Origin of the sequence: Streptomyces sp. NPDC048643 (assembly GCF_040650615.1) — a bacterium.
Classification (GTDB): Bacteria; Actinomycetota; Actinomycetes; order Streptomycetales; family Streptomycetaceae; genus Streptomyces.
In genome coordinates this window covers 1-26,615 of record NZ_JBEZHO010000015.1, presented here as the reverse complement: position 1 = coordinate 26,615, position 26,615 = coordinate 1, and the positions used below count along the sequence as shown (strand labels likewise).

28 protein-coding genes and 1 tRNA gene are annotated in these 26,615 nt (G+C 71.9%); 7 read left to right on the top strand and 22 right to left on the bottom strand.

Features of this window, described 5'->3' with window-relative positions; genetic code table 11:
- Positions 1-91: 91 nt before the first annotated feature.
- The 4 genes from AB0C62_RS17250 to AB0C62_RS17235 all read right to left on the bottom strand — a co-directional run bounded on the left by AB0C62_RS17250 (position 92) and on the right by AB0C62_RS17235 (position 6,022).
- On the bottom strand, positions 92-2,263 hold the full coding sequence (locus AB0C62_RS17250) for a fructose-specific PTS transporter subunit EIIC (RefSeq protein ID WP_362973917.1): 2,172 nt from the start codon (positions 2,261-2,263) through the stop codon (positions 92-94).
- Positions 2,264-2,375: 112 nt separating this feature from the next.
- Positions 2,376-3,329 carry a 1-phosphofructokinase gene (gene pfkB / locus AB0C62_RS17245; RefSeq protein WP_362973915.1) on the bottom strand — a complete coding sequence of 318 codons (954 nt, stop codon included), beginning with the start codon at positions 3,327-3,329 and terminating at the stop codon, positions 2,376-2,378.
- A gap of 117 nt (positions 3,330-3,446) precedes the next feature.
- Positions 3,447-4,208, bottom strand: a complete 762-nt coding sequence (locus AB0C62_RS17240; protein WP_362973913.1) for a DeoR/GlpR family DNA-binding transcription regulator — start codon at positions 4,206-4,208, stop codon at positions 3,447-3,449.
- 260 nt (positions 4,209-4,468) lie between these two features.
- A complete protein-coding gene (locus tag AB0C62_RS17235) occupies positions 4,469-6,022 on the bottom strand; it encodes an MFS transporter (protein ID WP_362973911.1) in 1,554 nt (517 codons plus the stop codon).
- A gap of 62 nt (positions 6,023-6,084) precedes the next feature.
- On the opposite strand from AB0C62_RS17235, the gene AB0C62_RS17230 reads away from it, so the two are divergent.
- Positions 6,085-7,059, top strand: coding sequence for a YafY family protein (locus tag AB0C62_RS17230; protein ID WP_362973909.1), 975 nt, complete (start codon positions 6,085-6,087; stop codon positions 7,057-7,059).
- Between the two features lie 48 nt (positions 7,060-7,107).
- Here the strand turns inward: AB0C62_RS17230 and AB0C62_RS17225 are convergent, their stop codons facing one another.
- Together AB0C62_RS17225 and AB0C62_RS17220 are read right to left on the bottom strand one after the other, a co-directional pair.
- Positions 7,108-7,764: a TetR family transcriptional regulator gene (locus AB0C62_RS17225; protein ID WP_362974129.1), complete on the bottom strand. Its 657-nt coding sequence runs from the start codon at positions 7,762-7,764 to the stop codon at positions 7,108-7,110.
- Positions 7,765-8,393: 629 nt separating this feature from the next.
- Positions 8,394-9,392, bottom strand: a complete 999-nt coding sequence (locus tag AB0C62_RS17220; protein WP_362973907.1) for a sigma-70 family RNA polymerase sigma factor — start codon at positions 9,390-9,392, stop codon at positions 8,394-8,396.
- Between the two features lie 168 nt (positions 9,393-9,560).
- On the opposite strand from AB0C62_RS17220, the gene AB0C62_RS17215 reads away from it, so the two are divergent.
- Complete coding sequence (locus tag AB0C62_RS17215; protein WP_362973905.1) at positions 9,561-10,085, top strand: N-acetyltransferase family protein; 525 nt, start codon at positions 9,561-9,563, stop codon at positions 10,083-10,085.
- Positions 10,086-10,199: 114 nt separating this feature from the next.
- Here the strand turns inward: AB0C62_RS17215 and AB0C62_RS17210 are convergent, their stop codons facing one another.
- Positions 10,200-11,006 carry a class III extradiol ring-cleavage dioxygenase gene (locus AB0C62_RS17210; protein WP_362973903.1) on the bottom strand — a complete coding sequence of 269 codons (807 nt, stop codon included), beginning with the start codon at positions 11,004-11,006 and terminating at the stop codon, positions 10,200-10,202.
- 142 nt (positions 11,007-11,148) lie between these two features.
- Between AB0C62_RS17210 and AB0C62_RS17205 the strand changes: the two genes are divergently transcribed.
- Complete coding sequence (locus tag AB0C62_RS17205; protein WP_362973901.1) at positions 11,149-11,658, top strand: MarR family transcriptional regulator; 510 nt, start codon at positions 11,149-11,151, stop codon at positions 11,656-11,658.
- A gap of 146 nt (positions 11,659-11,804) precedes the next feature.
- On the opposite strand, the gene AB0C62_RS17200 is transcribed toward AB0C62_RS17205, so the two are convergent.
- Complete coding sequence (locus tag AB0C62_RS17200; RefSeq protein WP_362973899.1) at positions 11,805-13,349, bottom strand: MFS transporter; 1,545 nt, start codon at positions 13,347-13,349, stop codon at positions 11,805-11,807.
- A gap of 277 nt (positions 13,350-13,626) precedes the next feature.
- Positions 13,627-14,274, bottom strand: a complete 648-nt coding sequence (locus AB0C62_RS17195; protein WP_362973897.1) for a TetR/AcrR family transcriptional regulator — start codon at positions 14,272-14,274, stop codon at positions 13,627-13,629.
- A 487-nt stretch (positions 14,275-14,761) separates the two neighbouring features.
- Here AB0C62_RS17195 and AB0C62_RS17190 point away from each other — a divergent pair, with 487 nt between their 5' ends.
- The 4 genes from AB0C62_RS17190 (at position 14,762) to AB0C62_RS17175 (ending at position 19,373) form a co-directional block, all read left to right on the top strand.
- The gene (locus AB0C62_RS17190; RefSeq protein ID WP_362973895.1) at positions 14,762-16,036 is read left to right on the top strand and encodes a M6 family metalloprotease domain-containing protein; all 1,275 of its coding nucleotides are present in this window, start codon (positions 14,762-14,764) and stop codon (positions 16,034-16,036) included.
- 152 nt (positions 16,037-16,188) lie between these two features.
- Positions 16,189-18,231, top strand: coding sequence for an IclR family transcriptional regulator C-terminal domain-containing protein (locus AB0C62_RS17185; RefSeq protein WP_362973893.1), 2,043 nt, complete (start codon positions 16,189-16,191; stop codon positions 18,229-18,231).
- A 167-nt stretch (positions 18,232-18,398) separates the two neighbouring features.
- Positions 18,399-19,115, top strand: coding sequence for a ScbR family autoregulator-binding transcription factor (locus AB0C62_RS17180; RefSeq protein WP_362973891.1), 717 nt, complete (start codon positions 18,399-18,401; stop codon positions 19,113-19,115).
- A 185-nt stretch (positions 19,116-19,300) separates the two neighbouring features.
- Positions 19,301-19,373: transfer RNA gene (locus tag AB0C62_RS17175), tRNA-Arg, on the top strand.
- A gap of 71 nt (positions 19,374-19,444) precedes the next feature.
- Here the strand turns inward: AB0C62_RS17175 and AB0C62_RS17170 are convergent.
- The 13 genes from AB0C62_RS17170 to AB0C62_RS17110 form a co-directional block, all read right to left on the bottom strand.
- Entirely contained in the window at positions 19,445-20,596 is a 1,152-nt protein-coding gene (locus AB0C62_RS17170) for a site-specific integrase (protein ID WP_362973889.1), read from the bottom strand.
- Positions 20,596-20,784 carry a helix-turn-helix domain-containing protein gene (locus AB0C62_RS17165; RefSeq protein ID WP_362973887.1) on the bottom strand — a complete coding sequence of 63 codons (189 nt, stop codon included), beginning with the start codon at positions 20,782-20,784 and terminating at the stop codon, positions 20,596-20,598. The genes AB0C62_RS17170 and AB0C62_RS17165 overlap by 1 nt, the downstream gene beginning before the upstream one ends.
- The gene (repSA, locus tag AB0C62_RS17160) at positions 20,781-22,163 is read right to left on the bottom strand and encodes a replication initiator protein RepSA (RefSeq protein ID WP_362973885.1); all 1,383 of its coding nucleotides are present in this window, start codon (positions 22,161-22,163) and stop codon (positions 20,781-20,783) included. Before repSA ends, AB0C62_RS17165 begins: the two co-directional genes overlap by 4 nt.
- On the bottom strand, positions 22,160-22,363 hold the full coding sequence (locus tag AB0C62_RS17155) for a hypothetical protein (RefSeq protein WP_362973883.1): 204 nt from the start codon (positions 22,361-22,363) through the stop codon (positions 22,160-22,162). Before AB0C62_RS17155 ends, repSA begins: the two co-directional genes overlap by 4 nt.
- Positions 22,363-22,548, bottom strand: coding sequence for a hypothetical protein (locus AB0C62_RS17150; RefSeq protein ID WP_351486175.1), 186 nt, complete (start codon positions 22,546-22,548; stop codon positions 22,363-22,365). Before AB0C62_RS17150 ends, AB0C62_RS17155 begins: the two co-directional genes overlap by 1 nt.
- Before the next feature lie 90 nt (positions 22,549-22,638).
- A complete protein-coding gene (locus AB0C62_RS17145) occupies positions 22,639-23,196 on the bottom strand; it encodes a GGDEF domain-containing protein (protein WP_362973881.1) in 558 nt (185 codons plus the stop codon).
- Positions 23,197-23,285: 89 nt separating this feature from the next.
- Positions 23,286-23,594, bottom strand: a complete 309-nt coding sequence (locus AB0C62_RS17140; protein WP_362973879.1) for a SpdD-like protein — start codon at positions 23,592-23,594, stop codon at positions 23,286-23,288.
- 23 nt (positions 23,595-23,617) lie between these two features.
- On the bottom strand, positions 23,618-23,773 hold the full coding sequence (locus AB0C62_RS17135; RefSeq protein WP_190034180.1) for a hypothetical protein: 156 nt from the start codon (positions 23,771-23,773) through the stop codon (positions 23,618-23,620).
- 10 nt (positions 23,774-23,783) lie between these two features.
- The gene (locus AB0C62_RS17130) at positions 23,784-23,975 is read right to left on the bottom strand and encodes a mobile element transfer protein (protein WP_190034181.1); all 192 of its coding nucleotides are present in this window, start codon (positions 23,973-23,975) and stop codon (positions 23,784-23,786) included.
- 18 nt (positions 23,976-23,993) lie between these two features.
- Positions 23,994-24,656: a DUF2637 domain-containing protein gene (locus tag AB0C62_RS17125; protein WP_362973876.1), complete on the bottom strand. Its 663-nt coding sequence runs from the start codon at positions 24,654-24,656 to the stop codon at positions 23,994-23,996.
- Positions 24,656-24,847, bottom strand: a complete 192-nt coding sequence (locus AB0C62_RS17120) for a hypothetical protein (protein WP_362973874.1) — start codon at positions 24,845-24,847, stop codon at positions 24,656-24,658. Before AB0C62_RS17120 ends, AB0C62_RS17125 begins: the two co-directional genes overlap by 1 nt.
- A 79-nt stretch (positions 24,848-24,926) precedes the next feature.
- Complete coding sequence (locus AB0C62_RS17115) at positions 24,927-26,282, bottom strand: FtsK/SpoIIIE domain-containing protein (protein ID WP_362973872.1); 1,356 nt, start codon at positions 26,280-26,282, stop codon at positions 24,927-24,929.
- Between the two features lie 2 nt (positions 26,283-26,284).
- The coding region (locus AB0C62_RS17110) for a hypothetical protein (RefSeq protein ID WP_362973870.1) at positions 26,285-26,615 on the bottom strand (331 nt) is incomplete at its 5' end.

Below are 26,615 nucleotides of genomic sequence, written 5' to 3'. Positions count from 1 at the left end.
CGGTCCGGGACTTTGACCCCGGACCGTGACGCATCTCGCAGAAGCGGTGAACACCTCACAGCTGCCCCAAAGGGGCACCGTGACAGGCGGTTCAGGCCGCGACCGGCTCCTTCGAACCGGCCGGGGACGCCGCGGTGGCGCCGGTGCTCTCGGCGTCGGCGCCCGACTCAGACCGCTTGCGCAGGCCCTTCAGGACGACGACCAGAGCGGTGGTGACGCCGACACCGGCGGCGACGGCGATCAGGTAGAGGAACGGGTTGCCGATCAGCGGGACCACGAAGATGCCGCCGTGCGGGGCGCGCAGCGTGGCGCCGAACGTCATCGACAGGGCACCGGTGACGGCTCCGCCCGCCATCGCGGAGGGGATGACGCGCAGCGGGTCGGCGGCGGCGAAGGGGATCGCGCCCTCGGTGATGAAGGAGGCGCCCAGCACCCAGGCGGCCTTGCCGTTCTCGCGCTCGGTCGGGGTGAAGAGGCGGGCGCGCACGGTCGTCGCGAGGGCCATCGCCAGCGGCGGGACCATGCCCGCCGCCATCACGGCCGCCATGATCTTCATCGCCGAGTCGCCGGGGTTCGCGACGGCGATCCCGGCGGTGGCGAACGTGTAGGCGACCTTGTTGACCGGGCCGCCGAGGTCGAAGCACATCATCAGGCCGAGCAGGGCGCCGAGCAGGACGGCGTTCGCGCCGGTGAGGTCGTTCAGCCAGTCGGTCATGCCCTTCTGGGCGGACGCGATGGGCTTGCCGATCACCACGAACATCAGGAACCCGACGATCGCCGAGGAGATCAGCGGGATCACCACCACCGGCATGATGCCGCGCACCGCCGCCGGGATGCGGACCTTCTGGATCGCCATCACCACGCCGCCGGCGATCAGGCCCGCCGCGAGGCCGCCGAGGAAGCCCGCGTTGATGGTGAGGGCGATCGAGCCGCCGACGAAGCCGGGGACGAGGCCGGGCCGGTCCGCCATGCCGTAGGCGATGTAGCCGGCCAGGACCGGGATCAGGAAGTTGAAGGCGACGCCGCCGATCTGGAACAGCAGCGCGCCCCAGCTGTCCGCCTGGGTCCACACGAAGTGGTCCATGACGGACGGTGCCTTGTTGACCTGCCAGCCACCGATCGCGAAGCCGAGGGCGATGAGCAGACCGCCTGCGGCGACGAACGGGACCATGTAGCTCACCCCGGACATCAGCCAGGTACGGAGCCGTGTGCCGTAGCCCTCGCCGGCGTCACCGGTGCGTTCGACGGGCGTACCGGAGGCCGGGCCGGCGGCAGAGCCCGGCGCCGGTCCGGCGGTGACCTCGCCGCGGGCGGCCTTCTCCCGCACCTCGGCGACGAGTTCGGCGGGACGGTTGATGCCGGCCTTCACCCCGACGTCGACGGTCGGCTTCCCGGCGAAGCGCTCCTTCTCCCGTACGGGCACGTCGTGGGCGAGGATCACGCCGTCCGCCGCCGCGATCACCGCCGGGTCGAGGCGGGTGAAGCCGGCCGATCCCTGGGTCTCCACGACGAGTTCGGCCCCGGCCTCACGGCCCGCGTTCTCCAGGGACTCGGCCGCCATGTAGGTGTGCGCGATACCGGTGGGGCAGGAGGTGACGGCGACGACACGGAACGGGCGGCCGTCCGGAGCGGCGGTTGAGCCGGGCACCGGGGCCGGTCCGTCCTCGACGCTCGCACCCGGCACCGGGGCCGCGCCGCCCGGAGCGGCGCTCTCGGCGGAGGCCGCCGCCTCAGCCGCTCCCGTCCCCGCCTCCGCTGCCGCGGAGCCCTCCGGGTGCTCGGCGTTCTCGGCGCCTGCGGTGACGTCCGCGGGCGCCGGGGACCGGTCTGCGCGGATGAGCGCCGCCGCGGTCTCCGCGTCGTCCACGGCCCGCAGCGCGGCGGTGAACTCGCCGTTCGTCAACTGCCGGGCGAGGGCCGACAGGATGGTGAGGTGGGCGTCGTCCGCGCCCGCCGGAGCGGCGATCAGGAAGATCAGGTCGGCGGGTCCGTCCGGTGCGCCGAAGTCGATCCCGGCGGTCTTGCGTCCGAAGGCGAGCGTCGGTTCCGTGACGTGCTCGCTGCGGCAGTGCGGGATGCCGATGCCGCCGTCCAGGCCGGTCGGCATCTGGGCCTCGCGGGCGGCCACGTCGGCGAGGAACCCGTCCAGGTCGGTGACCCGGCCCAGGGCGGCCATGCGCTCGGCGAGGGCACGAGCCGCCGCCTCCTTGGTGTCGGCGGACAGGTCGAGATCGACCAGGTCCGCGGTGATCATCTCGCTCATCGCGGGCTCCTTCGCACGCGTATCGCCCGGGGGGAGTCATGGGCGGGAACGGAAGGGGGGACGGGGACAGAGGTGGGGACGGGGGTACGGGGTTCGGCGGGGGCGGGGACGGTCATGGCATCCGCTCCGTCAGGGGTCGGGACTCCGGGATCTCGGTCGTGACGGTCACGGCGTCCGGGGCGAGGTCGGCGGGGCCCGGCATCACGCTGCCGGGGAGCTGGACGGCGGCGGCACCGTGCGCGACCGCGGAGGCGAGGGCGTGCGGCCCGCTGCCGCCGGCGATCAGGAACCCGGCGAGCGAGGAGTCACCGGCGCCCACGTTGCTGCGTACGGAGTCGACGCGGGCGCTCCCGAACCAGGTGCCGGCGGCCTCGACGAGCACCTGCCCGTCGGCGCCCAGGCTCGCGAGCACGGCGCCCGCGCCCATCGCGCGCAGTTCCTCGGCCGCCTTCACCGCGTCGCCCACCGTGGCGAGGGGACGGCCGACGGCCGCGGCCAGTTCCTCGGCGTTGGGCTTCACCACGTCGGGCCGCTCGCGCAGCGCCGCGAGGAGCGCGGGGCCGGACGTGTCGAGGGCGATGCGGGCGCCCGCCGTGTGGGCCCGGGCGACGAGTTCGGCGTACCAGGACGGTGCGAGTCCGCGCGGCAGGCTGCCGCAGCAGGTGATCCAGCCGGTGTCGCCGGGGCGGTGGGCGCGGCGCACGGTCTCCAGCAGGAGTTCGGCCTCGGCGGCGGAGAGGTCGGGGCCCGGCGCGTTGATCTTCGTCAGGGTGCCGTCCGGTTCGGCGACCGAGATGTTCGAGCGGGTGGCCCCGGCGACCGGGACCGGAGCGACCTCGATGCCCTGGGCGGCGAGGAGTTCGGCGACGAGCGCGCCGGGGGCGCCCCCGAGGGGCAGGACGGCGACCGTACGCCGTCCCGCGGCGGCGACCGCTCGCGAGACGTTCACACCCTTGCCGCCCGGGTCCACGCGCTCCCCGGTGGCCCGGATGACCTCGCCGCGGTCGAGCGACGGGACCTCGTAGGTGCGGTCCAGCGAGGGGTTGGGGGTGACGGTGAGGATCATGCGCTCTCGTTTCTCGGCACGTGGCGTGTGGCACGCGCTCTCGGCTCTCGGCTCTCGGCTCTCGGCTCTCGGCTCTCGGCACGATGTGCCGCACTCCGTGGGGTCCGACGACAGCCCTTAGACCCGGAGCACTTCGGTGCCGCCGCTCTCGACGGCGGAGGCGTCCTCGGGGTCGAGCCCGTCGTCGGTGATCAGCAGGTCCACCTCGGCGAGGTCGCCGAAGCGCGCGAAGTGTTCCTGGCCGCTCTTGGCGGAGTCCGCGAGCAGGACGACCCGGCGGGCGGCGTGCAGGGCGGCGCGCTTGACCGCGGCCTCCGCGAGGTCGGGCGTGGTCAGTCCGCTCGCGGGCGAGAAGCCGTTGGCGGCGACGAAGACGACGTCGGCGCGGATCTCGGCGTACGCGCGCAGCGCCCAGGCGTCCACCGCGGCACGGGTCCGGGTGCGTACGCGTCCGCCGACGAGGTGCAGTTGGACGCCGGGGTGGTCGGCGAGCCGGGCGGCGATCGGGAGGCTGTGGGTGACGACGGTGAGGGCGGCCTCCAGCGGCAGGGACGCGGCGAGCCGGGCCACCGTGGAGCCGGCGTCCAGGATCACCGTGCCGTCGTGCGGCAGTTCGGCGATCGCGGCCTCGGCGATACGGTCCTTCTGGTCGGCGGCGGTCGACTCGCGCTCGGCGAGGTCCGGCTCGAAGTCCAGGCGGCCCGCGGGGATCGCGCCGCCGTGCACCCGGCGCACCAGTCCGGCGCGGTCCAGCGCCTTCAGGTCCCGCCGGATGGTCTCCGCGGTGACCTGGAACGTGTCGGCCAGCGACAGGACGTCCACCCGGCCGCCGTCACGGGCGAGCCGCAGGATCTCCTGCTGCCGCTCCGGTGCGTACATGTCCGTTCGCCTCCGCCTGATGTCCGAACCTGTGGTTTCAGACGGAGGCTACGCGCCCATGACCGGGAAGTAAACAAGTTCGGGCCGAGTTCGGGCACGAACGGACATCGCGAGGGAGTCTGGGCCGGGTAGCCGGGCGACGGGATGAGCCGGACCGCACAGGCGTGGGGAGCTCACGGGAGAAGAGCCCGAAGGGGCCCGGCACCTGAAGTGACGGGCCCCTTCGGACGGTCGAGGCGGGCGTCAGCCCACTCGGCCGCTCAGCCGACGAGTTCCGGCTGCTTCGGGTCGGCGTCCCCGGTCACGACCGCGTCCTCCACGCCCTCCACGTGCTGGGCGGGCTTCCTGGGCAGCGCGAACATCACCAGGAAGATGACGACCAGGACCCCGGCGACCCAGCCCAGCGCGTGCTGGAAGGCGTTCACGAAGGCGGGACCGACCTGGGCGCGGGTCAGGCGGTCGCCGATCTCACCGAAGAAGACGACCGACACCAGGCCGAGGCCGAGCGCGTTGCCCATCTGCTGCACGGTGTTGATCAGGCCGGACGCCGAGCCCGCGTGCTCGCGGGGGACGTCGGAGAGCACGGCGTCCGTCAGCGGGGCGACGATGAAGCCCATGCCCGCGCCCATGACCACCAGGGGAAGGGCCATCTGCCATGAGGCGATGCCCATGCCGTACCGGTCGGCCTCCCAGATGTAGAGCAGGACGCCGAGCGCCATGAGCAGGGCGCCCGCCTGGAGCACCTTGCGTCCGAAGCGCGGGACGAGCAGCTGCACGGACATGCCGGCGGCGGCCGAGACGGCGATCGAGAACGGCACGCCGGTGAGGCCCGCCCGCAGCGCGCTCCAGCCGAGGCCCTCCTGCATGTACAGCGTCCAGACCAGGAAGAAGATGCCGAGCGCGATACCGAAGACGGTCTGCACGGCGATGCCCGCCGCGAAGCTCTTCACCTTGAACAGCGACAGCTCGACGAGCGGCGAACCGTCCTGCGCCGCCTTCCGCTTCTCGTACGCCACCAGCGCCGCGAACACGAGGGCGGAGCCGGCCATCGACAGGTAGCCCCACAGCGGCCAGCCCAGCTCACGGCCGCGGGTCAGCGGGTAGAGCAGCATCAGCAGGCCGAGGGTGACGAGGGCGACGCCGACCAGGTCGAGCTTGAGGGCGCGCGGGGCCTTGGACTCGCTGATGAAGCGGCGGCCGAGGATCAGCGCGACGATGCCGACGGGCAGGTTGATGAGGAAGATCGGCCGCCATTCCAGGCCGAACAGGTTCCACTCGGTGAGCAGGGCGCCGAGGAGGGGGCCCGAGACGGCGCCGAGGCCGACGATCGCGCCGAACAGGCCGAAGACCTTGCCGCGTTCGTGCGCGGGGAAGGTGGCGTGCACGATCGACAGCACCTGCGGCACCATCATCGCGGCCATGGCGCCCTGCAAAATGCGCGAGGCGACGAGCATCTCCGGGTTCACCGCGAAGCCGCACAGCGCGGACGCGACGGTGAAGCCCGCTATGCCGAGGAGGAAGAGCCGCTTGCGGCCGTGGATGTCACCGAGCCGCCCACCGGTGATGAGCCCCGCCGCGAACGCCAGCGCGTATCCGGCGGTGATCCACTGGATCTGGCTGAACGTGGCGCCCTCGTCCCGCTGGATCGACGGGATCGCGATGTTGACGATCGTGACGTCGACCAGGTCCATGAAGGCCGCGGTCATCACGATGGCGAGGGCGAACCAGCGTCGCCGGTCGGCCGCGGTACCGGCCGCCGGGCCGCCGGGAAGGTCTGAGGTCTCTGTCGCAGAGGACTCGGTGGAAGAGGTCATGCGAGCAAGCTAGGCCCCGATTAGGTCAGATCGTGTCCTAGTGGTGCGGCACCCTGGAGGGCATGACGACGGACACCCCGGCGCGACTCCTCCAGCTCCTCTCCCTCCTCCAGACGCCCCGTGAGTGGCCCGGCGGCGAGCTGTCCGAGCGGCTGGGGGTGTCCCGGCGCACGGTCCGCCGTGACATCGACCGGCTGCGCGAGCTGGGCTATCCGGTGCAGGCGAGCAAGGGCGCCGACGGCGGGTACCGGCTGGTGGCGGGCAAGGCGATGCCGCCGCTCGTCCTCGACGACGAGGAGGCGGTGGCGATCGCGGTGGGCCTGCGGGCCGGTGCCGGTCACGCGGTCGAGGGCGTGGACGAGGCGTCGGTGCGGGCGCTCGCCAAGCTGGAGCAGGTCCTGCCGTCCCGGCTGCGGCACCGTGTGTCCACGCTCCAGGCCGCGACGACACCGCTGACCAGCGGAGACGGCGCGAGCATCGCGCCCGAGACGCTGACCGTGATGGCGTCGAGCGTGGCGGGCCGGGAGCGGCTGCGGTTCGCCTACCGCTCGGGGGACGGGACCCCGTCGCGGCGGCTGACCGAGCCGTACCGACTGGTGTCCACCGGCCGCCGCTGGTACCTGGTGGCGTACGACCTCGACCGCGAGGACTGGCGTACGTTCCGCGTCGACCGGGTCACCGAACCCGTCGCGACCGGCGCCCGGTTCGCGCCGCGCGAGCTGCCGACCGGAAGCGCCGCCGAGTACCTGCGCCAGTCGGTGTACCGCCGCCAGGAGACGTACGGCTTCGACGTCACCTTCGCCGCACCGGCCGACTTCGTCACGGCGCGTCTGCCCGCCTGGCTCGGCGCCCCCGAACCGATCGACGAGCACACCTGCCGGCTCCGCGCCTCCTCCGGCGACTCCGTGGAGTGGCTGGCGGTACGGATAGCGATGGTCGACTGCGAGTTCACGGTCCATGAGCCTGGAGAACTGGTGCACTACGTACGGGACTTGGGTGCCCGTCTGAGCCGCGCGGCGGGCGGCGCCGGGGACTGACGCCGTACGGAGGGGACGCGAGGGCGGCTGCCCCGCGCGCCCCGCCCCTCACCCCGTTCGCATGCTCCACGGGAAGCCGTCCAGCGCTTCGAGGTTGCGCAGCGCGAGGGCGACCGGGCCGGCCGGTCCGTCGGAGGGGGCGTCGCCCGCCGCCCAGGCCTCGACGGCCACGCGGACGGCCGCGCTGGCCACGGCGGCCGTGAACCGCAGTCCCGCGTCGAGGTCGGCGACCGCGGGAGCCCCGGAGTCCTCCGCCGCCACCCGACCGGGCCCTTCGCCCGGAGTCCCCGCCTCGGTGGACTCCCCCGCCGTCCTCGCCGACAGCACCGCCGCGAGCGTCCGCTCCGCCGTCTGGCACGCCTCGCCCCAGACCCGCAGCAGAGCCGGGTTCGCCTCGGCCAGCCTCAGCAGGGAGCGGACCCAGTCGAGGGACTCGTACCGGACGCCGACTCCCGGGGTCAGGGTGGAGACGACCGCGTGCCGGAGCGCCTCGGGGACGGGCAGGCCGGCCGGTGCGCCGCGGACCGCCTCGGCCCAGCGCTGGGCGCCGGCGGCGAAGAGCGGGCCGAGCGACTCCTCCTTGGCCGCGAAGTAACGGTAGAAGGTGCGGGGTGCGATTCCGGCCGCGCGGGCGATGTCCTCCGCGCGGGTGGCCCGCAACCCGTTGCGCATGAAAAGACCCGCTGCGGCCCGGGCGATCTCCATACGGGTGGCCGCCTTGCGCCGCTCGACGAGCGAGGGCCCTTCCACGGCCGCACGCCCGGCGGGTTCGGAGGTGGTGTCGGAGCCCGCTCGGCCGGTCGAGGCGCGTGCCTCACGTTCACTACCGCTCACGAACGGCAGGCTATGCCGCTGTGGCAGAATCTGCCATCCGGGTCACCCCGGGGTTCAGGTCCGGGGTGGCCCGTCCCCATCCTGCCCGGAAACCCCACCAGGCATCCCACGGACCCCGGCTCGAAGCCTCGCTCGCCGGACCGCCCCCACGAAAGAGTGGAGCCGGGCCCCGGCGCCAGGGGGGGGAAGGCGCCGGAACCCGGCTCTGGGAGAGTCCCGGCGCGGGGGGGGGTGTGCGTCGGGACTCGGTTCTCGGGGGCGTCTCACGGCCGCCCGGACGGAGCCCTGAACCGTGGGCCCTGAAGTCTTGTTCCCTGAGCCCAGCAGGTTGAAGCGGTCTTACATGGCCATGTCTGGTCGACTTGTGGCCAACGTGGCACGCGTGCCCCTGCGCGAACCGGGCGAGCGGGGTCTCGTACCCCGTCCGCGAGTGAACCCGTACGGCGCACTCACGTCGCTCGCCCCGCTGGTCACGGACACGTCCCGCACCCTCGCACGGGTCACGCCGCCGCGTCGAATCCGGTGTCGCGCGCCAGCTTCTTCAGTTCGAGCAGGGCGTGCTTCTCGATCTGGCGGATGCGCTCACGGGTCAGACCGTGCTCCTTGCCGACCTCGGTCAGCGTGCGCTCCCGGCCGTCCTCGATGCCGTACCGCATCTTGATGATGGAGGCCGTGCGCTGGTCGAGGCGGCCGATCAGGTCGTCCAGCTCCTCGCTGCGCAGCAGGGTGAGGACGGACTGCTCGGGGGACACGGCCGAGGTGTCCTCCAGGAGGTCACCGAACTGGGTGTCGCCGTCGTCGTCCACCGCCATGTTCAGCGAGACCGGGTCACGGGCCCAGTCCAGGACGTCGCCCACGCGCTCCGGCGTCGAGCCGAGCTCCTTGGCGATCTCCGCGTGCTCGGGCTCCCGGCCGTTCTCACGGTTGAACTCGCGCTGCACGCGACGGATCCGGCCCAGCTCCTCGACCAGGTGGACGGGGAGGCGGATCGTGCGCGACTGGTCGGCTATGGAACGGGTGATGGCCTGCCGGATCCACCAGGTGGCGTACGTGGAGAACTTGAAGCCCTTGCGGTAGTCGAACTTCTCGACCGCGCGGACCAGGCCGGCGTTCCCCTCCTGGATCAGGTCGAGCAGGGGGAGGCCGCTGCGCGGGTAACGGCGCGCCACGGCCACGACCAGGCGGAGGTTCGAGCGGATGAACACGTCCTTCGCGCGCTCGCTGTCGGCGACCAGCGCCTCCAGCTCCGCGTGTGAGGCGTCCGCCTTGGCCTCCGCCTCGCCGTCGAGGATCTGCTGCGCGAACACACCCGCCTCGATGACCTGGGACAGCTCGACTTCCTTGGCGGCGTCGAGCAGCGGTGTACGCGCGATCTCGTCGAGGTACATGCCGACCAGGTCGCGATCGGCGATCTCGCCGCCAACGGCGCGAACACTGCGTGCCGCGTCGGTGGTCTCGCCGGTGGCGGACTTACGACGGGCGACGGCACGGGTTGCCATGCGTGCTCCCTTGCGATGGTGGGCTTGCGGGTGGTCCTGGACTTCCGTTCACCATTCCGGGTGCCCGGCATCCGAAGGAAACAACGACTGGAATCAGGACAGAATTCCCAAGGCGCCCCTGGATTTTTCTGATCATGCAGTACCCTGTCGCACCACACGGGAGGGCAGATGCCGTCGGAACGTACAGAGGTGCAGGTCAGGCCAGGAGTCGCCGCCGACCTCGACGCCCTCACCGGCCTCTACAACCACTTCGTGCGGGAGACGCCCGTCACATTCGACACGGTCACCTTCACGCCGGAGGAACGCCGGCCGTGGCTGCTCTCCCACCCTGAAGACGGACGGCACCGCCTGATGGTTGCCACGGACACGGACTCACAGGCGATTCTGGGGTACGCCACCTCCAGCGCCTTCCGCGTGAAGCCCGCGTACGAGACCTCGGTCGAGGTCACCGTGTACGTCGCCCCGGACGCCGGGGGCCGTGGCGTCGGCACGCTCCTCTACGCGTCCCTGTTCGCCGCGCTCGCGGCCGAGGACGTGCACCGGGCCTACGCCGGGATCGTGCCGCCCAACGAAGCGTCCGTGCGACTGCACGAACGCTTCGGATTCCACCACGTGGGCACCTATCGCGAGGTCGGCCGCAAGTTCGGCCGCTACTGGGACGTCGCCTGGTACGAGAAGGACCTCACCCCGTGACACCGGCCGGGGCCCCACACCCCGCCTCGTGACACCGGGCCGGAGCCGGGCACGGCCCCGGGCGCTCCCCCCACACCCCCGCATCCCGCATCCCGCATCCCGCATCCCGCACACTCAGCCGAACTGCACCGACCGCTTCGCCATTCCCAGCCAGAAACCGTCGATCACGGACCGCTGCCCGTCCGGTTCGCCGGTCGCGTCCGCCGCGCCCATGGTCACGAAGAGCGGGGCGAAGTGCTCGGTGCGCGGATGGGCGAGGCGGCCCGCCGGGGACTTGCGCTCGAAGTCGAGCAGCGCGTCCACGTCACCGGCCTCCAGCGCCCGGTGTCCCCAGTCGTCGAACTCGCTCGACCAGGTGGGCACTCCCCCGCCGGTGTGCCGCAGCGCCGCGAGGTTGTGGGTGAAGAAGCCGGAGCCGACGATCAGCACGCCCTCGTCGCGCAGCGGCGCCAGCCTGCGTCCGATCTCGAAGAGCCGGACCGGGTCGAGCGTCGGCAGGGAGACCTGCAGCACCGGGATGTCGGCCTCGGGGAACATCTCGACCAGCGGGACGTACGCGCCGTGGTCGAGCCCTCGGTCCGGGATGTCCTGCACCGGAGTGCCGGGCGCGCGCAGCAGTTTCCGTACGGACTCCGCGAGCCGCGGGGCGCCGGGGGCCGCGTAGGTCACCTGGTAGTAGTGCTCGGGGAAGCCCCAGAAGTCGTAGACCAGCGGGACCGTCTCGGTCGCGCCGAGGGCGAGCGGGGCCTCCTCCCAGTGCGCGGAGACCATGAGGATCGCCGTGGGGCGGGGCAGATCCGCGGACCAGGCGGCGAGCTGGCCGGGCCAGAGCGGGTCGTCGGCGAGCGGCGGGGCGCCGTGGCTCAGATAGAGGGCGGGCATGCGCTCCGGTGCGGGACGCTCCTCGGTGGCGGCGGACATGGCGGCTCCCTCCAGCGGGTTCGCGTTCGATCGTACGGCGCGATGCTTGATATTTGAAGCAGTTGCTTAAAGTCTCAAGTTCTTGGTCGAGGCTACGCCCGGTTTGTTTAATTTTCAAGAAGGGGCTCGTACAGTGGAGTACATGAACACGGCATCCGCTCCCGCTGAAGAGCCGCGCTGGCTCACCGACGAGGAACAGCGCATCTGGCGCGCGTACATGCACGCCACGACCCTCCTCGAGGACCATCTCGACCGCCAGCTCCAGCGCGACGCGGGCATGCCGCACATGTACTACGGCCTGCTCGTCCAGCTCGCCGAGGCCCCGCGCCGCCGGCTGCGGATGACCGAGCTGGCCATGAACGCGAAGATCACCCGGTCCCGCCTCTCGCACGCGGTCGCCCGGCTGGAGAAGAGCGGCTGGGTGCGGCGCGAGGACTGCCCGTCCGACAAGCGGGGTCAGTTCGCGGTGCTGACCGACGAGGGCTACGAGGTGCTGCGGCGTACCGCGCCGGGCCATGTGGCCGCCGTGCGTCAGGCGCTGTTCGACCGGCTCGGACCGGACCAGCAGAAGGCCTTCGGCGAGGCCATGCGGATCATCGCCGAGGGGCTCCAGCCGAAGGACGCGGGCGCGGACCTGCCCTGGCTCCGCTAGCGCCGCTCCAGGACGCGGGACTGCCCCGGCTCCCTGTGCTGGGAGCCGGGGCAGTCCCCGGAGTCGTACGGACGAGGCGTCCCCACCCCGCGTCCGTACGCGAAGTACCCGAAGTACCCGGAGCGAGCCGATGCGGGCCGGCGCCGTCAGTGGGCGATGACGGGCACCTTCAGCTCGTCCTCCGCGCCCTCGCCCGCACCGGAGACCACGCCCGCGTCCGGACGGCCGGTGTTGATGAGGGTGAAGGCGATGCCCGCGGCGAGCACGAGGATGCCGACGGCCAGCCAGATCGCGATGCTGTAGCCGTGCACCGCGCCCTGCGCCTGCACGAGCTTCTGCTGCGCGGGGGACGTGGCGCCGGCGATGTGGTCCGCGATGTACGCGGTCGTCGCCGAGGCCGCGAACGTGTTCAGCAGGGCCGTACCGATCGCGCCGCCGACCTGCTGCGAGGTGTTGACCATCGCGGAGGCGACACCGGCGTCACGCGGCTCGATGCCGTACGTGGCGAGCGACATGGCCGGCATGAACGCCGTACCCATGCCGAGGCCGAGGAGCAGCAGGCCCGGCAGCACCACGGTGGAGTACGAGGAGCCGATCTCCAGCTGGGTCAGGAGCAGCATGCCGACCGCGGCGACCAGGAAGCCGGGGCCCATCAGCAGACGCGGGGCGACCCGGGTCATCAGGCGGGCACCGATCTGCGTGGAGCCGGTGATCATGCCCGCGACCATCGGCAGGAAGGCGAAGCCGGTGGAGATGGGCGAGAAGCCCTTCACGATCTGCAGGTAGTAGGTCAGGAAGAGGAACGTGCCGAACATCGCGATGATCGCGAGACCGAGGGAGAGGTAGACGCCACCGCGGTTGCGCTCGGTGAGGACGCGCAGCGGCAGCAGCGGGGCCTTTACCTTGGACTCGGTGTAGACGAACGCGGCCAGCAGCAGCGCGGAGGCCACGAACAGGCCGAGGGTCACGGAGTCGCTCCAGCCGTCGGACTCGGCACGCGTGAAGCCGTAGACCAGGGAGACCAGTCCGAGGGTGGACAGGACGACGCCGGGGATGTCGAGCGGCGAACGGTTGCGGCCGCCCTTCGGCTCACGGATGACGAAGTACGCGCCCGCGGCCGCGATGATCGCGAAGGGGATGTTGACGAAGAAGGTCCAGCGCCAGTTCATGTACTCGGTGAGGACACCGCCGAGGATGAAGCCGACGGCGCCACCGCCACCGGCGATCGCACCGTAGATGCCGAACGCCTTGGCGCGCTCCTTGGCGTCGGTGAACATGACGGCGAGGAGCGAGAGGGCGGCGGGCGCGAGCAGCGCGCCGAAGACACCCTGCAGGGCACGGGCGCCGAACATCATCGCGCCGCTCTGGGACGCGCCGCCGAGGGCGGAGGCGAGGGCGAAGCCGACGAGGCCGACGACGAAGGCGCGCTTGCGGCCCCAGATGTCGGCGATCCGCCCGCCGAAGAGCAGAAGACCGCCGAAGGCGAGGGCGTAGGCCGTGACGACCCACTGCCGGTTGCCGTCGGTGATGCCGAGGTCCTGCTGGGCGGAGGGCAGCGCGATGTTCACGATCGTCGCGTCGAGCACCACCATCAGCTGGGCGAGCGCGATGAAGATGAGCGCTTTCCAGCGATTGCTGTGCGCGTCGGACTCCTGGTCCAAGACTGCTTTGGTCGTTGCTGTTTCAGACATGGGGGTACCCACTCCGGGACTTCGTAGCGAAAAAATCCAGTGAAACCAGTGAAAAGGGACGGCTCGTCGACGGTGACGGCCGCATGCGTGGCACGGCCCGTCACGCGTGACGACGGCCGGGTGCCGAGCGCCTGACGCGCGTCGCGCGGGATGAGGGCTCGGTGCGCGCGGGCGCCGCGCGGTCGGTTGTGAGGTCGAGGGCGATGTTCAGATTCGAGTTCGGGTCACGAGGGCCGAGGGCGAGTACGGTCGCGGGTCGCGCGCCGGGTCCCGGCGGTCAGCAGCCTCGTCGCAGTTCCTCCACGGTGGCGGCCACTCCGGGCAGTTCGGAGCGGGCCGGAGCCCGCATACCGTCCAGGAACAGCTGCAGATGACGGTGCACGAAACGGTCGATGCCCTGGCACGCGGTGCCCGGCAGCGGCCTGGTGAGCTGACTGACGGCGATCATGAGATCGCCCAGCTCGACGTCGGGGCGCAGCTGTCCGGCCTCGCGGGCGCGGGCCATCAGCCGCTCGATCAGGTCGGTGATCCGGTCGCGCGCGGCGACCAGGTCGGGGTGGTGCTGGTCGAAGCCCTCGGCGAGCATCGGGCACAGGGCGCCGATCCGCTCGTCGGCGGCGAAGTGCACGAAGCCGCTCAGCGACTCGAAGGCGTCGCCGCCCCGGGCCAGCGCTTCCTCTACCCACTCCGAGGTGCGGTCCATCACCGAGCAGACGACCTCGCGGGCGAGGGCGTCGCGGTCGGGGAAGTTGCGGTACACCGTGGCGTTGCCGACGCCGGCCCGGCGGGCGATCTCGTCGAACGGCACCTCGGGCCCGAACTCGACGAACATCTCGCTGGCGGCGGTGACGATCCGCTCCCGGTTGCGCAGGGCGTCGGCACGGGGCCTGGCCACTTTGCGCTGCACGGGGGGTGCGGTCTGCACGGTGTACTCCTCGAAGCATCTCGGTGTCGGATCGCGATCCGGGGATTCGGTCCCCGTTTCGCTCGGACGTATGGCTAAACGGGGAAACGATCCCCGGTTATTTCCCCTTGACTGAAGAAGATGATGTGACCTGGGTCACATCATCGGAACAGGTTGCCGGAGGGGCATCGGCACCCCGGGAACAGAGGGCTCCCCGGCCCGCTTCCGTGCCCTTCGCCCCGGCCGGCGCTGCCCCGGGGCGCACCAGGACATCCCGGGAGAGGTGCGTTGCCGGTTCGCCCCGCTCCCGCGCCGGAGCCCGCCGGGGATCGCACCTCCAGCCCCGCCCGGACGCGAGCCCATCAGCTCACTCCGCCCCCTTTCGAAGCCCGCCGGGGGATGAACCCGATCGGGCTCATCCAGCGCGCGCCCGGCGCGTCGGCCACTCAGGGTGATCGAAAGGGTGCAGTCGGAGACCGGCGGCTGCCGCGGAGCGAAGGGCCCCTGTATGCAGCCGTCCAGCCGCCGGATACGCCCGCGCCGTCTGGCCGCGCTCGCCACGGTGACCGTCCTGACGCTGGCCGCCAGCACCTCGGCCGGCAGCGGGCATCTGACGGCGGGCTCGGCGACGGCGGGCTCCGTGCCACTGGCCCGCTCCACGGCACTGGGCCCCTGCATGATCAACGGTCCGGCGGGCATCCAGATGGGCGAAGGCATCCCGACGGCCCCCGGCTACGCCCGCTCCACCGGCACGGTCCGGGCGCTCACCCTGATGGTCGACTTCTCCGACGCGCCCGGAAAGGGCAGCGCGCTCGACCGGTACGGCGAGTTCTTCCCGAAGACGCAGGAATGGTTCCGCACCGGCTCCTACGGCCGCCTCGACTACCGCCCCGAGGCCCCCATCCGGCACTGGCTGCGGATGCCCAAGACGTTCAAGGACTACGGCATAGAACGCGGCGCGCCCTTCGACCCCGGGTACCGCGAACTGGTCCAGGACATCGTGGCCGCAGCCGACCCCGAGGTCGACTTCCGCTCGTACGACATCCTGAACGTGCTGGTCACACCCAACGCCGGACCCTCCGCGCTGGACACCGTGCTGTCCGTGACGTTCGCCGGCAACACCGAGGCTCCGGTCGCCGACGGCGTCCCGGTCTCCAACGCGTCCTTCGTCTACAGCCGCCAGGACGACGGCTCCGGCTCGTACGCCGACACCGGCTACCGCGTCCTGCCGCACGAGAACGGCCACACCTTCGGCCTGCCCGACCTGTACACGCAGGCGGGCGGCGGGTCCGTCGGACACTGGGACATCATGAGCGAGGACTGGGGGGCCGACAACGACCTCCTGGGCTGGCACAAGTGGAAGCTCGGCTGGCTCGACGACGCCCAGATCCGCTGCGCGGCGGCGCCCGGGACCACCGAGTACGCGCTGACCCCGCTGGAGCGGCGCGGCGGCGCCAAACTCGTCGTCGTCCCCCTCGGCCCCAAGAGCGGCTACGTCCTCGAACTGCGCACCCGCGCCGGCAACGACTCCGCCGTGTGCCGCCCCGGCATCCTCGTCTACAAGGTCGACACGGACGTGGACACCGGGAACGGGCCGGTCACGGTGACCGACGCGCACCGCGACAGCGGGGGCTGCACCCGCTCCCCGAACGTGCACGCCGAGCTCTCCGACGCGCCCTTCTCCGCCGGCGAGACGTTCAAGGACCCGAAGGCCGGACTCACCGTCCGGGTCGCGGACGCGGACACCGAGGGGAAGTATCGGGTGTACGTGACGCGCCGCTGACGTCACCACCGACGGCCGGACCAGCCGCCGTGCGCCCGCCGGGACGGGTGCGCGCGACCGGCCGGCCCGCCCCGCCGGTCGGGCACGCACTACCGTGGCTCGTCTGAGATCCGCCACACGGTGACTCTTCCGAGAGCCGCAACGGAGAGCCCATGTCATCGAATGCCACGCCGTCGAACACCACGCCGCCGCGGGCGACGCCACCGAACGCGGCCCGGCCGTGCACCACGCCGCCGCACGGTTCGGCGGCAGGCGCCGCGGACGTCTCCGTGAACGTCCCGGAGAACACCCCCGCTCGCCCGACCCCCTCGGCGAGCGGACCCGGCGGCCCGGCGGAGGTCTCCGGGGACGCCCCGGCAGGTGTTCCCGCGGAGGCGGGTGTTCCCACGGAGGCGGTCACGCCGCTGATCCGGGGGATCGCGGTGCTGCGGCGGCTGACCTCGGCGGACGGGTCGTCCAGCCTGAGCGGCCTCGAACGCTCCACCGGCCTCGCCCGGTCCACCGTCGACCGGATCACGGCGACCCTCGCGCGCATGGGATACGTACGCCTCGACGGCCGCGACGCCGTCCTGACCCCCCGGCTGATGGAACTCGGCAACGCCTACCTCGCGGCCCTGCGGCTCCCCCGCCTGCTGGGCGCGCAGGCCGACGCGCTCGCCGACGCGCTGGACGAGTCGGTGTCGCTCGCCGTCGGGGACCGCGACGGCATCCGCTTCGTCCACCAGGCGACCCGGCGCCGCGCGATGTCCCTCAGCTTCCGCATCGGCGACCTGCTCCCCGCCGAACGCACCGCTCCGGGACCGCTGTTCGCGTCCGAGTGGAACGAGGAGGAGTGGACCCACTGGCGCCGCCGCCGGGCGACCGACCCGGAGGACCGCGGCTTCCCCGCCGTACCGGCCCGCAGCAGGCCGTACACGGAGGAGAACGACGGGCCGTACGCACAGGGGCCGAAGAGGCCGTATACGGAGGGGGCCGGGAGGCCGTACGTGGGGGACGGGAGGCCGTATCCGGGGGACGGCGGGACGCCCCACCCGGAGAAGGCCACGCCCGGCACCCTCCCGTCGAACCAACTCCCCGCGGTGGGAGACGACTTCGAGGATCGGGCGGCCGAGGCGGGCAGGCTGGGCTGGGCGTCGGACGACCAGCTGATCGAGCCGGGACTGGTCGCCGTCTCGATGCCGGTGCGCGAGGGGGGCCGGATCGCCTGCGTGGTGAACGTGGTGAGCCACACCAGCCGGCACAGCGCGGCCGACCTGCGCGAGACCCTGCTGCCCCGCCTGCGGACCGCGGTGGCCGCCATGGAAAGGGAGTTGACGCCGGAACGCCCGACCCCGCTCCCGGTCCACGCGGGGCACGCCGACCCGGTCCGGCCGACGCCCTCGGGCCTCGCCGACTGGACCAGCGCCTCCAAGCACGAACTGGGGCGGGAGTTCGTCGAGTCGCTGGCCCGCGGCCTGACTGTGATCACCGCGTTCGGCGAGGGCCGCGCCGAACTCACCCTCACCGCGGTGGCCCAGGCGACGGGACTCGCCCGCGCGACCGCCCGCCGCGCCCTGATCACGCTGGAACACCTCGGATACGTCACCGCGCACGACCGCGTCTTCCGGCTCACCCCGCGCGTGCTGGGCCTCGGCTACCCGCCCCTCTCCCGGACGACGCTCCCCGAGATCGCGGCGCCCCACCTGAGCGAACTCTCCCAACGGCTGCACGACTCGGTGTCCCTCGCGGTGCTGACCGGCGACGAGATCCAGTACACCGGCCGCGTCTCCACCAGCCGCGTCATGAGCGTCAACATCACCGTCGGCACCCGCCTGCCCGCGTACGCCACCGCGCTGGGCCGCGTGATTCTGGCCGATCTTCCGGAGGGACAGGCTCCGCTGCCACCGGAGTTGAACCCCCTGACCCCGCGGACCATCACGGACCCGGAGCGCCTGAGGGCGGAACTCGACCGTGTACGGGAGTCCGGATACGCGCTGGTGGAGGGCGAGTTGGAGCAGGGGCTGCGGTCCATCGCCGTTCCGGTGCGGGACCGCGACGGGCGGGTCGTGGCCGCGGTGAACGTCGCCATGCACAGCACGCGCCGCACCGCGGAGTCGTGCGTCCGCGATGTCCTGCCCGACCTGCACGCGACGGCGACACGCATCGAGGAGGACCTGCGTATCGCGGGCTCCTTCCGACAGGTACCGCTGAACTAGCGGGCCCTCGCGACCCGGTGGCGTGAAGGTGATCGGTGAGGGACGGCCTCGTTGACAGATCCAAAAGGGAATTCCTAGCGTCGGCCGCGGCAGACAGAGGCGGCTGACCGACAGACGACAGGAGCCCGGGTGATCGCATCGTGGGTCGTGGTGAGGCAGGAGCCGTGGTGAGGCAGGAGAGGTCCGAACGAACCCGGCGCAACCTCGTCGGCGCGGCGTCGACGGTGTTCGACCAGTCCGGCTACGAACGCGCCACCCTGTCGGCGATCAGCGAGCGCGCGCAGGTCACCAAGGGCGCCCTGTCCTTCCACTTCGCCGCCAAGGCCGACCTGGCGCGGGCGGTCCAGGCGGACGCCTGCGCGGTGTCGGGGGCGGCGCTCGCGGAGATCGCGCGGCGCGAGACCCCGGCCTTCGAGATCGCCACCGCGATGACCCACACCGTCGTACGGCTCGTGGAGAGCGACGCCCTCGTCCGCGCCGGCGCCCGCCTCACCCAGGAGATCCGCACCCCGGACGACCCGGCGCTCCACGTCCATCTCAACTGGCTGGGCGCGCTGCACGGGGCGCTGCGCCGGGCGAAGGCCGACGGCTCGCTGCTCAGCAACGTCGACGTCCCGGCGGCGGCGTCGCTGCTCCTCTCCCTGATCACGGGCACGACGACGCTCCCGCACCTCACCGGCCGCGGCCCGAACCCGGCGTACTGGGGCCACCGCCCGCCCCGGGACACGGGCGACAGGCCGCTCCGGACGGGAGTCCGACCCCGCGAGGAGGGCGACCGGCCGCGTGAAGAGGGCGACCGACCCCGCGAGACGGGAGACCAGTGGCTGACCCGCACGCTCCACCTGATCCGCCCGGCCCTCTCCCACCCCCGGACCGCCCCTTGACCCGCCCGCTCTCTCCCCCTGAACCGAACGTCCACCGACCGATCCGGACCCACGCAGGCTCAGCACCCACTCGCGCCGCTCGACTCAGACCGGGGCCCACCTGCGCCAACCTGCGCAAACGGGAACCTTCCCAGCCCCCAGCCCACATCCGCTAGGCTAGCCACCGGATCGCACACGATCCGCACGCCTTCGTAGCTCAGGGGATAGAGCACCGCTCTCCTAAAGCGGGTGTCGCAGGTTCGAATCCTGCCGGGGGCACAAGGGAAAAGGCCACCTAGGAACGTTCCTAGGTGGCCTTTGACATCCACTTCTGACATCAACGAGCACGGTCACTGACGACCGGGCCGCTTCCTGAGCAGCCGGTCCATGTGACTCATGGCCTCGCGCTGGGTGTCCTGCACGACGTGCGTGTACACGTCCATGGTGATGCTGATCTGCGAGTGGCCAAGGATCTCCATCACGACGCGGGGCGCGACTCCGGCCGCCGTGAGCAAGGTGGCGGTGCCGTGCCGGGCGTCATGCAGTCGGATCACGCGAAGGCCGGCGGACTCGGCGACTCGGGTGAAGGAGCGGTAGACGTTCCGCGGCTCGACCTGGCGGCCGGTGCGGGTGGTGAAGACGTAGCCCGACTCGTGCCACTGCTCCCCCGCCTTGCTCTGTGCCGCCGACTGCCGCATCCGGTGCCAGCGCAACGGGGCGATGCAGAGAGCGGGCAACGGGACGACCCGGCGACGGCGGCTCTTGGGATCGTCGTCGTAGAGGGCGCCGCGACGGCGCTGGGTCTGCTGCCGGACGTAGAGGACCCGGTTATCGAGATCGAGGTCCGACCACCGGAGGCCGATGATCTCGCCCCGCCGGAGCCCCATGGCGATGGCGAGCACGAAGGCCGCGTAGAGCGGATCTCGGCGGGAGACCGCAAGGAAGTCCAGCGTCTCGTCCAGCGTCCAGGGGTTCAACTCCCTGTTGTCCGTGCGCGGCGGCTCTACGAGCTTGGCGACGTTACGTGCGATCAGCTCCTCGCGGCAGGCCGAGGACAGAGCGGAACGCAGCACGCGGTGAGATTCCTTGGCCGTTGCCGCGGTGGTCTCCTTCTCCATCCGAATGAGAAAGCGACGGACGTCCGCGACTCCGAAGGATTCGAGCCGCTTCGAACCGAGCAGCGGCACGAGGTAGAGCCGAACGTGCGCCTCGTACTTGTCGTACGTGCTGAGTTTCCGCCGGGGCCTGATCACGTTCTCCAGCCAGTACGGCAGCCACTCCGAGAGCTTGGCCGACCGGGTGGGCACGGGCACGCCCTGGTCGACCTTGGCGAGCAGCTCGCGCCGTTTGGTGTCGCACTCTGCCCACGTCTTGCCGTAGGCGAACTTGCGGGCCCGAGTGCCGTCCGGTTGGAGGACGTAGACGGCGCACTGAAAGCGTCCGTCCTTGCGCTTGGTGATCGTGCCCGCTCCGTTGGGGTTGCGCTTGCGCTGTCCGGCCATCAGGCAGCCTCCTCGATCTGGCCGAGGATGAAGTCCCGTACTGCGTCGGCGGGGATCCGGCGCGCGCCGTCGATCTTTATCGATATCAGGCGGTGCGAGCGGATCAGGTCGTAGACCTTCGAGCGTCCGAGCTTGAGCCGTGCCATGACGTCGGGCACGGTCAGCAGCTCAGTGGTGGCGGTGGTCATGCTGCGACTCCTTCCGGGGCGAGTTGGTCGCGTAGTGCTTCGCGGGCGGTCTCGCGGTTGTGCTGGAGGTCGCGGGCGATGGTGGCGGCGAGGGCGGATTCGCCGGGGGTGTGGCCGTGGCCGGCGTACTGCCAGTCGGCCAGGACGAGGACGGTGTCCGGCTCGCGGTCGTCCAGGCCGAGGGCTTGGCGTTCCTGTGCGGCGCGGAAGTCGGCGCGGGCCTGGCGGAGTTCGCCGAGGGTGGTGGAGTAGCGGCGGGACTTGGAGGAGAAGTGGCCGCGGAACCCGAGCATGTGAGCCCAGGCCCACAGGCGCCGTTCCGGGTAGAGCGGATCGAGGTGCTTGCACGCCTCAATGAGTCGGCGAGTGTGGTCGGGGATCTGGTGGCGGTCGAGTTCGGCGAGTTCGCCGATGCGTCGGTCGAGGCTGCCGGTGTTCTCGGCGGCTTTGGTGGCGTACTTCGCGACGTAGGAGGCGACTGCCTGCTCGGTGATGTCGGAGCCGTCTCCGAACGCCTTCACGGGGCGCACGTCGAGCTGCTTTCCCCACCGGAAGGTGCGAGCGGGCTCGTCCTGGACGGCCGGGACGGAGACCGAGGTGTAGGGGTGCGCCGCAGCAGCCTGGATCGCGTCGGCGAGAAGGCCGGCGCTCGCCCAGGACGGGGGCGGGACGTCGGGTCCGTCCGGTCCGTCGAGGCGGATGACGGCGTGGAAGTGGAGGGCACCGCGCTTTTGGAACTCGGCGACCTTGCCGTAGGAGAGCCGGGCCGACTCCTTCAACTCCCGCTGCGACAGGCCAGCGCGGGCAGCGAGTTCGCGACGGAGCCGGTTGGTGAAGCGCTGCCAGAGTTCGCCCGCGTGGTTGTTGAAGAGGACAGCTCCCGCGTAGTCGTAGGTGGCCGGGTCGAGTGCAGTGCCGAGGGTGGGGTCGTCGGCGGGGTGGCGGGTGCCGCAGCGGCAGATGCCTCGGTCGGGGCGGTTGTGGACGGGGCCGAAGGACGGTGCGGTGAGCGTGGCGAAGACCCTGGGGTGATCGCGGACGGTGGGCGGGATGTCGCGGCGGTCGTCGCCCGCCAGGCCAGCGCGGATCAGGTGGTAGGTGTCGCCCGCGTACGTCCAGGCGCAGGAGGGGCAGCGGGAGGCCCGGCGGTTGCCGCACGCGACCCGCAGTCGTCCGCCGGGCTCGGATTCGGTCGAGTAGTGGTGGAGGGTCTCGCCGGTGATCTTGTCCTTGCTGAGGGTCCAGCCGGTGAGGTGGATGGGGTCAGCGCAGCCGCCGGTGCGGCGGATCTGCTCGTGCCAGCGGTCGAAGTCGTCGGCCGAAGCCACCCTCAGCAGATCGCCGAGGGTGGTCGGGTCGAACTGGGTTGCGAGGCTCAACGGCGCCATCCCCGCTTCTGGGGGGTGCTGGCATCGCTGCTGGTCGCCTCGGTGGAGGAGCGGCCGGCGGGGGTTCCCTTCGCGGCGCGGTCCTTGTCGTGCAGGTGGTGTGCCTTGGCGATCTTCTTCAGGCGGTCGTAGTCGCCGTCGATCGGGTCCGGCGGGATGCGGTCGACTCCTCGGCTCCAGTTGCGGGGCATCAGACGCTCACCGCCTGGCGCACGGCGGGGCGGGTGGTGGTGCCGGTGCCGTGGCAGGCCGGGCAGTGGGCGGTGATGGTCCGCAGGTGTCCACGGCGGTCGCGGCCGCCGAGGGTGACGGCGGCGGAGGCGAAGCCGTCGCAGTTGGGGCAGATCCGGGACCGGGCTCGGGTGCGGTGCGTCATGCTGAGAGTTCCTTTCGATTGCGGTTGGAAGGGGCCGGACCGTCCGGGCGGCGGCGATGCTTGGCGGCTTGTGCGTCGCCCGGAGGCCGGTCAGGCGGAGGCGGGGCGTTGCCCGCGGCGGGTGGCGCGTCCCTTGGCCGCATACATGGCGGCGTCGGCAGCGGCCAGGGCGTCGGGGAGCGTGCGGGTGGGCAGGTCGGCAAGGCGGCACGAGCCCAACGAGGCGGCGAGCGGCAGCGTCTGCCCGGCGTGGAGGAAGGGCCGGTGCAGATCGCGGCTCAAGTCCTCCAGCTGGGGCCCGGCGAGGGGATCGACGACGGCGACGAACTCGTCGCCTCCGAGCCGTCCCGCGATGCCGTGCCGACCGCACCAGTTGGTGAGGCGGGCGCCAGTCGCGGCGAGGGCGGAGTCCCCGGCGGCGTGGCCGTAGGAGTCGTTGAGGGTCTTGAAGCCGTCCAGGTCGACCAAGACGACGACCGCGTCCGAGTGCCGGCGGATGAATCGGATGGTGCGGGCGGTCCATCCGGCCCGGGTGTGCAGGCCGGTGAGTGGGTCGCGGCGGGCGGCGGCGAGGCGGTGGGCGAGGAGCCCGGAGTGGGTGGCCCAGCCGACTAACGGCACGACGGCGGTGAGCGCTTGGGTGTCCACGGTTCTCCTTCTGCGGCGGTTGGAAGGGGCGCGTGGGCCGTCCGGACGGCGGCGATGCTTGGCGGCTTGTGGCGCCGTCCAGAGGCCGGTCAGCGGCGCCTGTTCTCGGAGGTGATCAGCGAGTGGATGACCAGGGCGCAGATGGCGACGGACGCACCCGTGATGGCGACCGCGAGGAGCATGGAGACCAGGACGGCGCCGACGACCAGGACCACGGCCGTCCCTCCACCGACGAGGGCGATCACGGCGCCGGGGGTGAGCTGGATAGTCGGCCGGGCCGATGTCGGCGCCGGCGTGGAGGCGGGGGCGGCCTGGATGACGCTGGTCGGCTCGACGACGGCGGGCGGGGCGACGCGGCCGGTGGGCTGCGGCATGGTCGGGACCTTGGGGCGGAGCATGGTGGATCTCCCTTCGAGGGCGGCTACTTGACGGCGGTGTCGATGACGGGGGCGAGCAGGCTGTCGGCGAGGAGGTAGCCGCCGAGGAGGAGGACGGCGACGAGCCACCAGGGCGGGCGGATGAGCTTGACGCCGAGCGAGCCGACGACGATCAGGGCGAGCCAGAGCGGAACTTGCACGGGTGTCTCCTCAGCGGGCGGGGCAGCGGTGGGTGCGGGCGGCGAGCTGGGCGGCGGTCTGGCTGGAGTAGTCGGCGGACCAGCCGCAGTGGTCGTTGGTGCACACGGCGGCGTGCTTGGTGTGGCCGTGGCGGTCGCGGTGGGTGCCGATCTGCACGGGGCCGATCCGCATCAGGGAGTGGAAGTTGTCGCGGGCAGGCATGGCGGTTCTCCCTTCAGGTCAGGTGAGTTGGGCGGCGATGGCGTCGGCAAGCTGGGGCGGGACGCCGAGGCGTGCGCGCAGGGTGTCGGTGTCGATCGGGGAGCCGGTGCGCGTGTGGTGGTCGGCGGCGAGCTTGCGGGCGTGGTCGACCAGCGCGGCCGGGACCGGCGGAGGCGGTGAAGCCGGGGCAGCGGCGGCGAGCGCCGGGGTGTTCTCGACTACGGGGAGCGGCGCCGGGTCGGGGGCGGATTCCTGCTCCACCTCTGGCGCCGGAACCGGTGCTGCGGGTGCCGGCCGAAGGGGCTCGGGTTCCTCGGACGTGTGGGAGTGGGCGAGGAGTGTGCCGCCGAGGAAGGCGAGCGCCGGCCACCCCGCGATGCCGAAGCGCAGCCAGGCCGGGGGATGAGCGAGGTCGAGGAACCCGGCGGTGGCGACGTTCGCGCCGAGCGAGGCCACCAGGGCGATGAGGAACCAGCACCAGGCCAGCCGCGACGGACCGTCCGAGCGGAGCCGACGCCAGGCAGCGACGAGGAGCAGGTCGACGCTGATCGGGTAGGCCCAGGCCTTCCAGCCGTCCTGCCCGGCGGCATCGGCCAGGTCGTGGAGATGGGCGAAGGACAGGGCACCGGCGATGACGGCCTGGACGAGGACGGCGTCGACGCGGAACGCAGGGCGAGCCATCACGCCCTACCGGGGAAGTCGGGGTCGTAGCCCGGCGGGAACATGCCGGGCGGCGGCTCGGGCAGCGATGCGGCCAGGCACGGGCCGATGGTGTCGATGAACGCGTCGTCGGCACCGGGCATGTCCGCGTAGAGGGCCAGTGCTCCGAGCATCAGCACGGTGCGGTGGAAGTCCTCGATGTGTTCGCACATGGGGATCGGTCTCCCTTCAGGCATGGAGGGGGTAGGGACCTGGCGCGAGACGGTCACGCCGGCCGAGGAGCGGGAGGTGTCAGGCGGTCGCGGGAGCGGTCTTGGCGAGCGGCTCGGAGGCCGGGGCCAGGGACCCGACGACGGGCCGGAAGGGCGCGAGCGCGGGGACGTCCGGGGTGCGGTCGGCGTACCGGTTGCAGATGTTCACGGCCTGGCGCAGTGAGGTGTGCGGGGCGCGGATACGGGCCCAGCCGCCGGAGGAGTCGCCGGTCACGGCGATGCCGGGGGTCTCGGTGGGGATCTGGATGGCGGCGAGGACGGCGTCGGGAGCGATGTCGCCGAAGGCCATGTTGGCGGAGGATTCGTCGTTAACGCGGTGGGCGGTGCGGCCGGTGAGCTGGGCCCGCAGCATCGTGATGCCCTTGCCGAGTTCGGAGCCGAAGCGCTGCCCGCAGATCTCCAGATAGATGCCGGCGGCCCGGCCGAGCTGGGCGAGCCGGACCAGGGCGGTGATGATCCGGTCCCGCCGCTTCTCCTCGTCCTTGGAGGCGAACAGGGCCAGTTCGGCGACCTCGTCCACCAAGACCACGATCGGGACCGGGCGCAGGTGGTCGGGGAGGTCCCAGATGTCGGAGGCGATCTCCGCGTCCGGGACGTTCACCGTGATCCGCTGCTCAGCCCGGATCAGTTGGTAGACGTCTCCCATGTGAGTGACGAGGGCTTCTAGCAGGTCGAGGGCAGCGTCCGGGTTGTCAGCGAGCGCGGAGAACCGGCGGGCCAGCGGGAAGAGTTCGACGCCCTGCTTGCAGTCGATGCCGACCAGCGCGACGTCCAGCGGTGCGAGTCCGACGACCAGGTTGCGTTGGAAGACGGATTTCCCGGACTCCGTGGCCCCGAGGATCAGACCGTGCGGGACGGCCCGGTAGTCCCGGTAGTGCACCGCCCCGTCTTCGCGCAGGGCGACCGGGACGCGCATCGGAGCGGGATCGGTCTTGGCGGGCATGTGGACTCGCTTGAGGACGTCGTAGCCCGTCATCCGCACCTCGACCACACCCGAGCGCAGCTCACGTGAGGTCACGCCGTACATGGCGAAAGAGTGGCGCAACCGGTCTGTGGCGGCTGAGACGTCGAAGGCGTCCTGTCCGGGGCGGAGTTTGAGGCGGAGGACCAGTCCGGTCCGGGTGGGGCGCAGGCGCAGGATGCGCGGGGCGCGGGACTCCGGAATGGGTCGGTTGGCGATGCGGGCGAGGGCCAGGCGCCAGCGCGAGGGCGGGACAGTCAGCCTGCACGCGTCCATCACCGAGGTGTAGTTGACCAGCACCCGCCCGATGGCGAAGGCGGCACCGAAGGCCAGCCAGTACCAGGCGGGGCGCCGCCACCGCAGGATCACTGCGGCAGCGACGACGAGCACCAGCGCGACGGCTAAGACCTTCATGATCAGGCCGCCTTGGACGCCGAGCCAGCGGCGGCGAGCGAGGTGACGGCGACCGCGCGGAAGGCGATCCCGTGCCGCTTCTGGCCGTTGAACTCGTTCTCCCACGCCGAGGCGACCAGGCCCGTGAGCGCGACGGGAGTGCCCATGGCCAGGTCCTCGGAGACGCCCGGCGCCGGAACGGTGAGCTTGAGGATCTCCACCTCATCCGGCGTGGAGAACATGACCTCCACCGTCATCAGGGTGACGCCGTCCTTATCGAGGGCGATCTCACCGGTTCGGCGGTCCTTGACCTTCGGCTGCGGAGCCTTGGCGACCATCACGGCCGCGTTCGTG

Excerpts from the sequence above, each read along its gene's own strand:
- AB0C62_RS17125 (WP_362973876.1), bottom strand. The coding sequence starts at position 24,656 with ATGGCTCGCCCTGCGTTCCGCGTCGACGCCGTCCTCGTCCAGGCCGTC.
- AB0C62_RS17115 (WP_362973872.1), bottom strand. The coding sequence starts at position 26,282 with ATGAAGGTCTTAGCCGTCGCGCTGGTGCTCGTCGTCGCTGCCGCAGTG.
- AB0C62_RS17250 (WP_362973917.1), bottom strand. The coding sequence starts at position 2,263 with ATGAGCGAGATGATCACCGCGGACCTGGTCGATCTCGACCTGTCCGCC.
- AB0C62_RS17185 (WP_362973893.1), top strand. The coding sequence starts at position 16,189 with ATGTCATCGAATGCCACGCCGTCGAACACCACGCCGCCGCGGGCGACG.
- AB0C62_RS17120 (WP_362973874.1), bottom strand. The coding sequence starts at position 24,847 with ATGTGCGAACACATCGAGGACTTCCACCGCACCGTGCTGATGCTCGGA.
- AB0C62_RS17165 (WP_362973887.1), bottom strand. The coding sequence starts at position 20,784 with ATGACCACCGCCACCACTGAGCTGCTGACCGTGCCCGACGTCATGGCA.
- AB0C62_RS17230 (WP_362973909.1), top strand. The coding sequence starts at position 6,085 with ATGACGACGGACACCCCGGCGCGACTCCTCCAGCTCCTCTCCCTCCTC.
- AB0C62_RS17190 (WP_362973895.1), top strand. The coding sequence starts at position 14,762 with ATGCAGCCGTCCAGCCGCCGGATACGCCCGCGCCGTCTGGCCGCGCTC.
- AB0C62_RS17240 (WP_362973913.1), bottom strand. The coding sequence starts at position 4,208 with ATGTACGCACCGGAGCGGCAGCAGGAGATCCTGCGGCTCGCCCGTGAC.
- AB0C62_RS17235 (WP_362973911.1), bottom strand. The coding sequence starts at position 6,022 with ATGACCTCTTCCACCGAGTCCTCTGCGACAGAGACCTCAGACCTTCCC.
- pfkB (WP_362973915.1), bottom strand. The coding sequence starts at position 3,329 with ATGATCCTCACCGTCACCCCCAACCCCTCGCTGGACCGCACCTACGAG.
- AB0C62_RS17205 (WP_362973901.1), top strand. The coding sequence starts at position 11,149 with ATGAACACGGCATCCGCTCCCGCTGAAGAGCCGCGCTGGCTCACCGAC.
- AB0C62_RS17140 (WP_362973879.1), bottom strand. The coding sequence starts at position 23,594 with ATGCTCCGCCCCAAGGTCCCGACCATGCCGCAGCCCACCGGCCGCGTC.
- AB0C62_RS17130 (WP_190034181.1), bottom strand. The coding sequence starts at position 23,975 with ATGCCTGCCCGCGACAACTTCCACTCCCTGATGCGGATCGGCCCCGTG.
- AB0C62_RS17210 (WP_362973903.1), bottom strand. The coding sequence starts at position 11,006 with ATGTCCGCCGCCACCGAGGAGCGTCCCGCACCGGAGCGCATGCCCGCC.
- AB0C62_RS17220 (WP_362973907.1), bottom strand. The coding sequence starts at position 9,392 with ATGGCAACCCGTGCCGTCGCCCGTCGTAAGTCCGCCACCGGCGAGACC.
- AB0C62_RS17150 (WP_351486175.1), bottom strand. The coding sequence starts at position 22,548 with ATGACGCACCGCACCCGAGCCCGGTCCCGGATCTGCCCCAACTGCGAC.
- AB0C62_RS17215 (WP_362973905.1), top strand. The coding sequence starts at position 9,561 with ATGCCGTCGGAACGTACAGAGGTGCAGGTCAGGCCAGGAGTCGCCGCC.
- AB0C62_RS17170 (WP_362973889.1), bottom strand. The coding sequence starts at position 20,596 with ATGGCCGGACAGCGCAAGCGCAACCCCAACGGAGCGGGCACGATCACC.
- AB0C62_RS17225 (WP_362974129.1), bottom strand. The coding sequence starts at position 7,764 with ATGGAGATCGCCCGGGCCGCAGCGGGTCTTTTCATGCGCAACGGGTTG.
- AB0C62_RS17155 (WP_362973883.1), bottom strand. The coding sequence starts at position 22,363 with ATGCCCCGCAACTGGAGCCGAGGAGTCGACCGCATCCCGCCGGACCCG.
- AB0C62_RS17200 (WP_362973899.1), bottom strand. The coding sequence starts at position 13,349 with ATGTCTGAAACAGCAACGACCAAAGCAGTCTTGGACCAGGAGTCCGAC.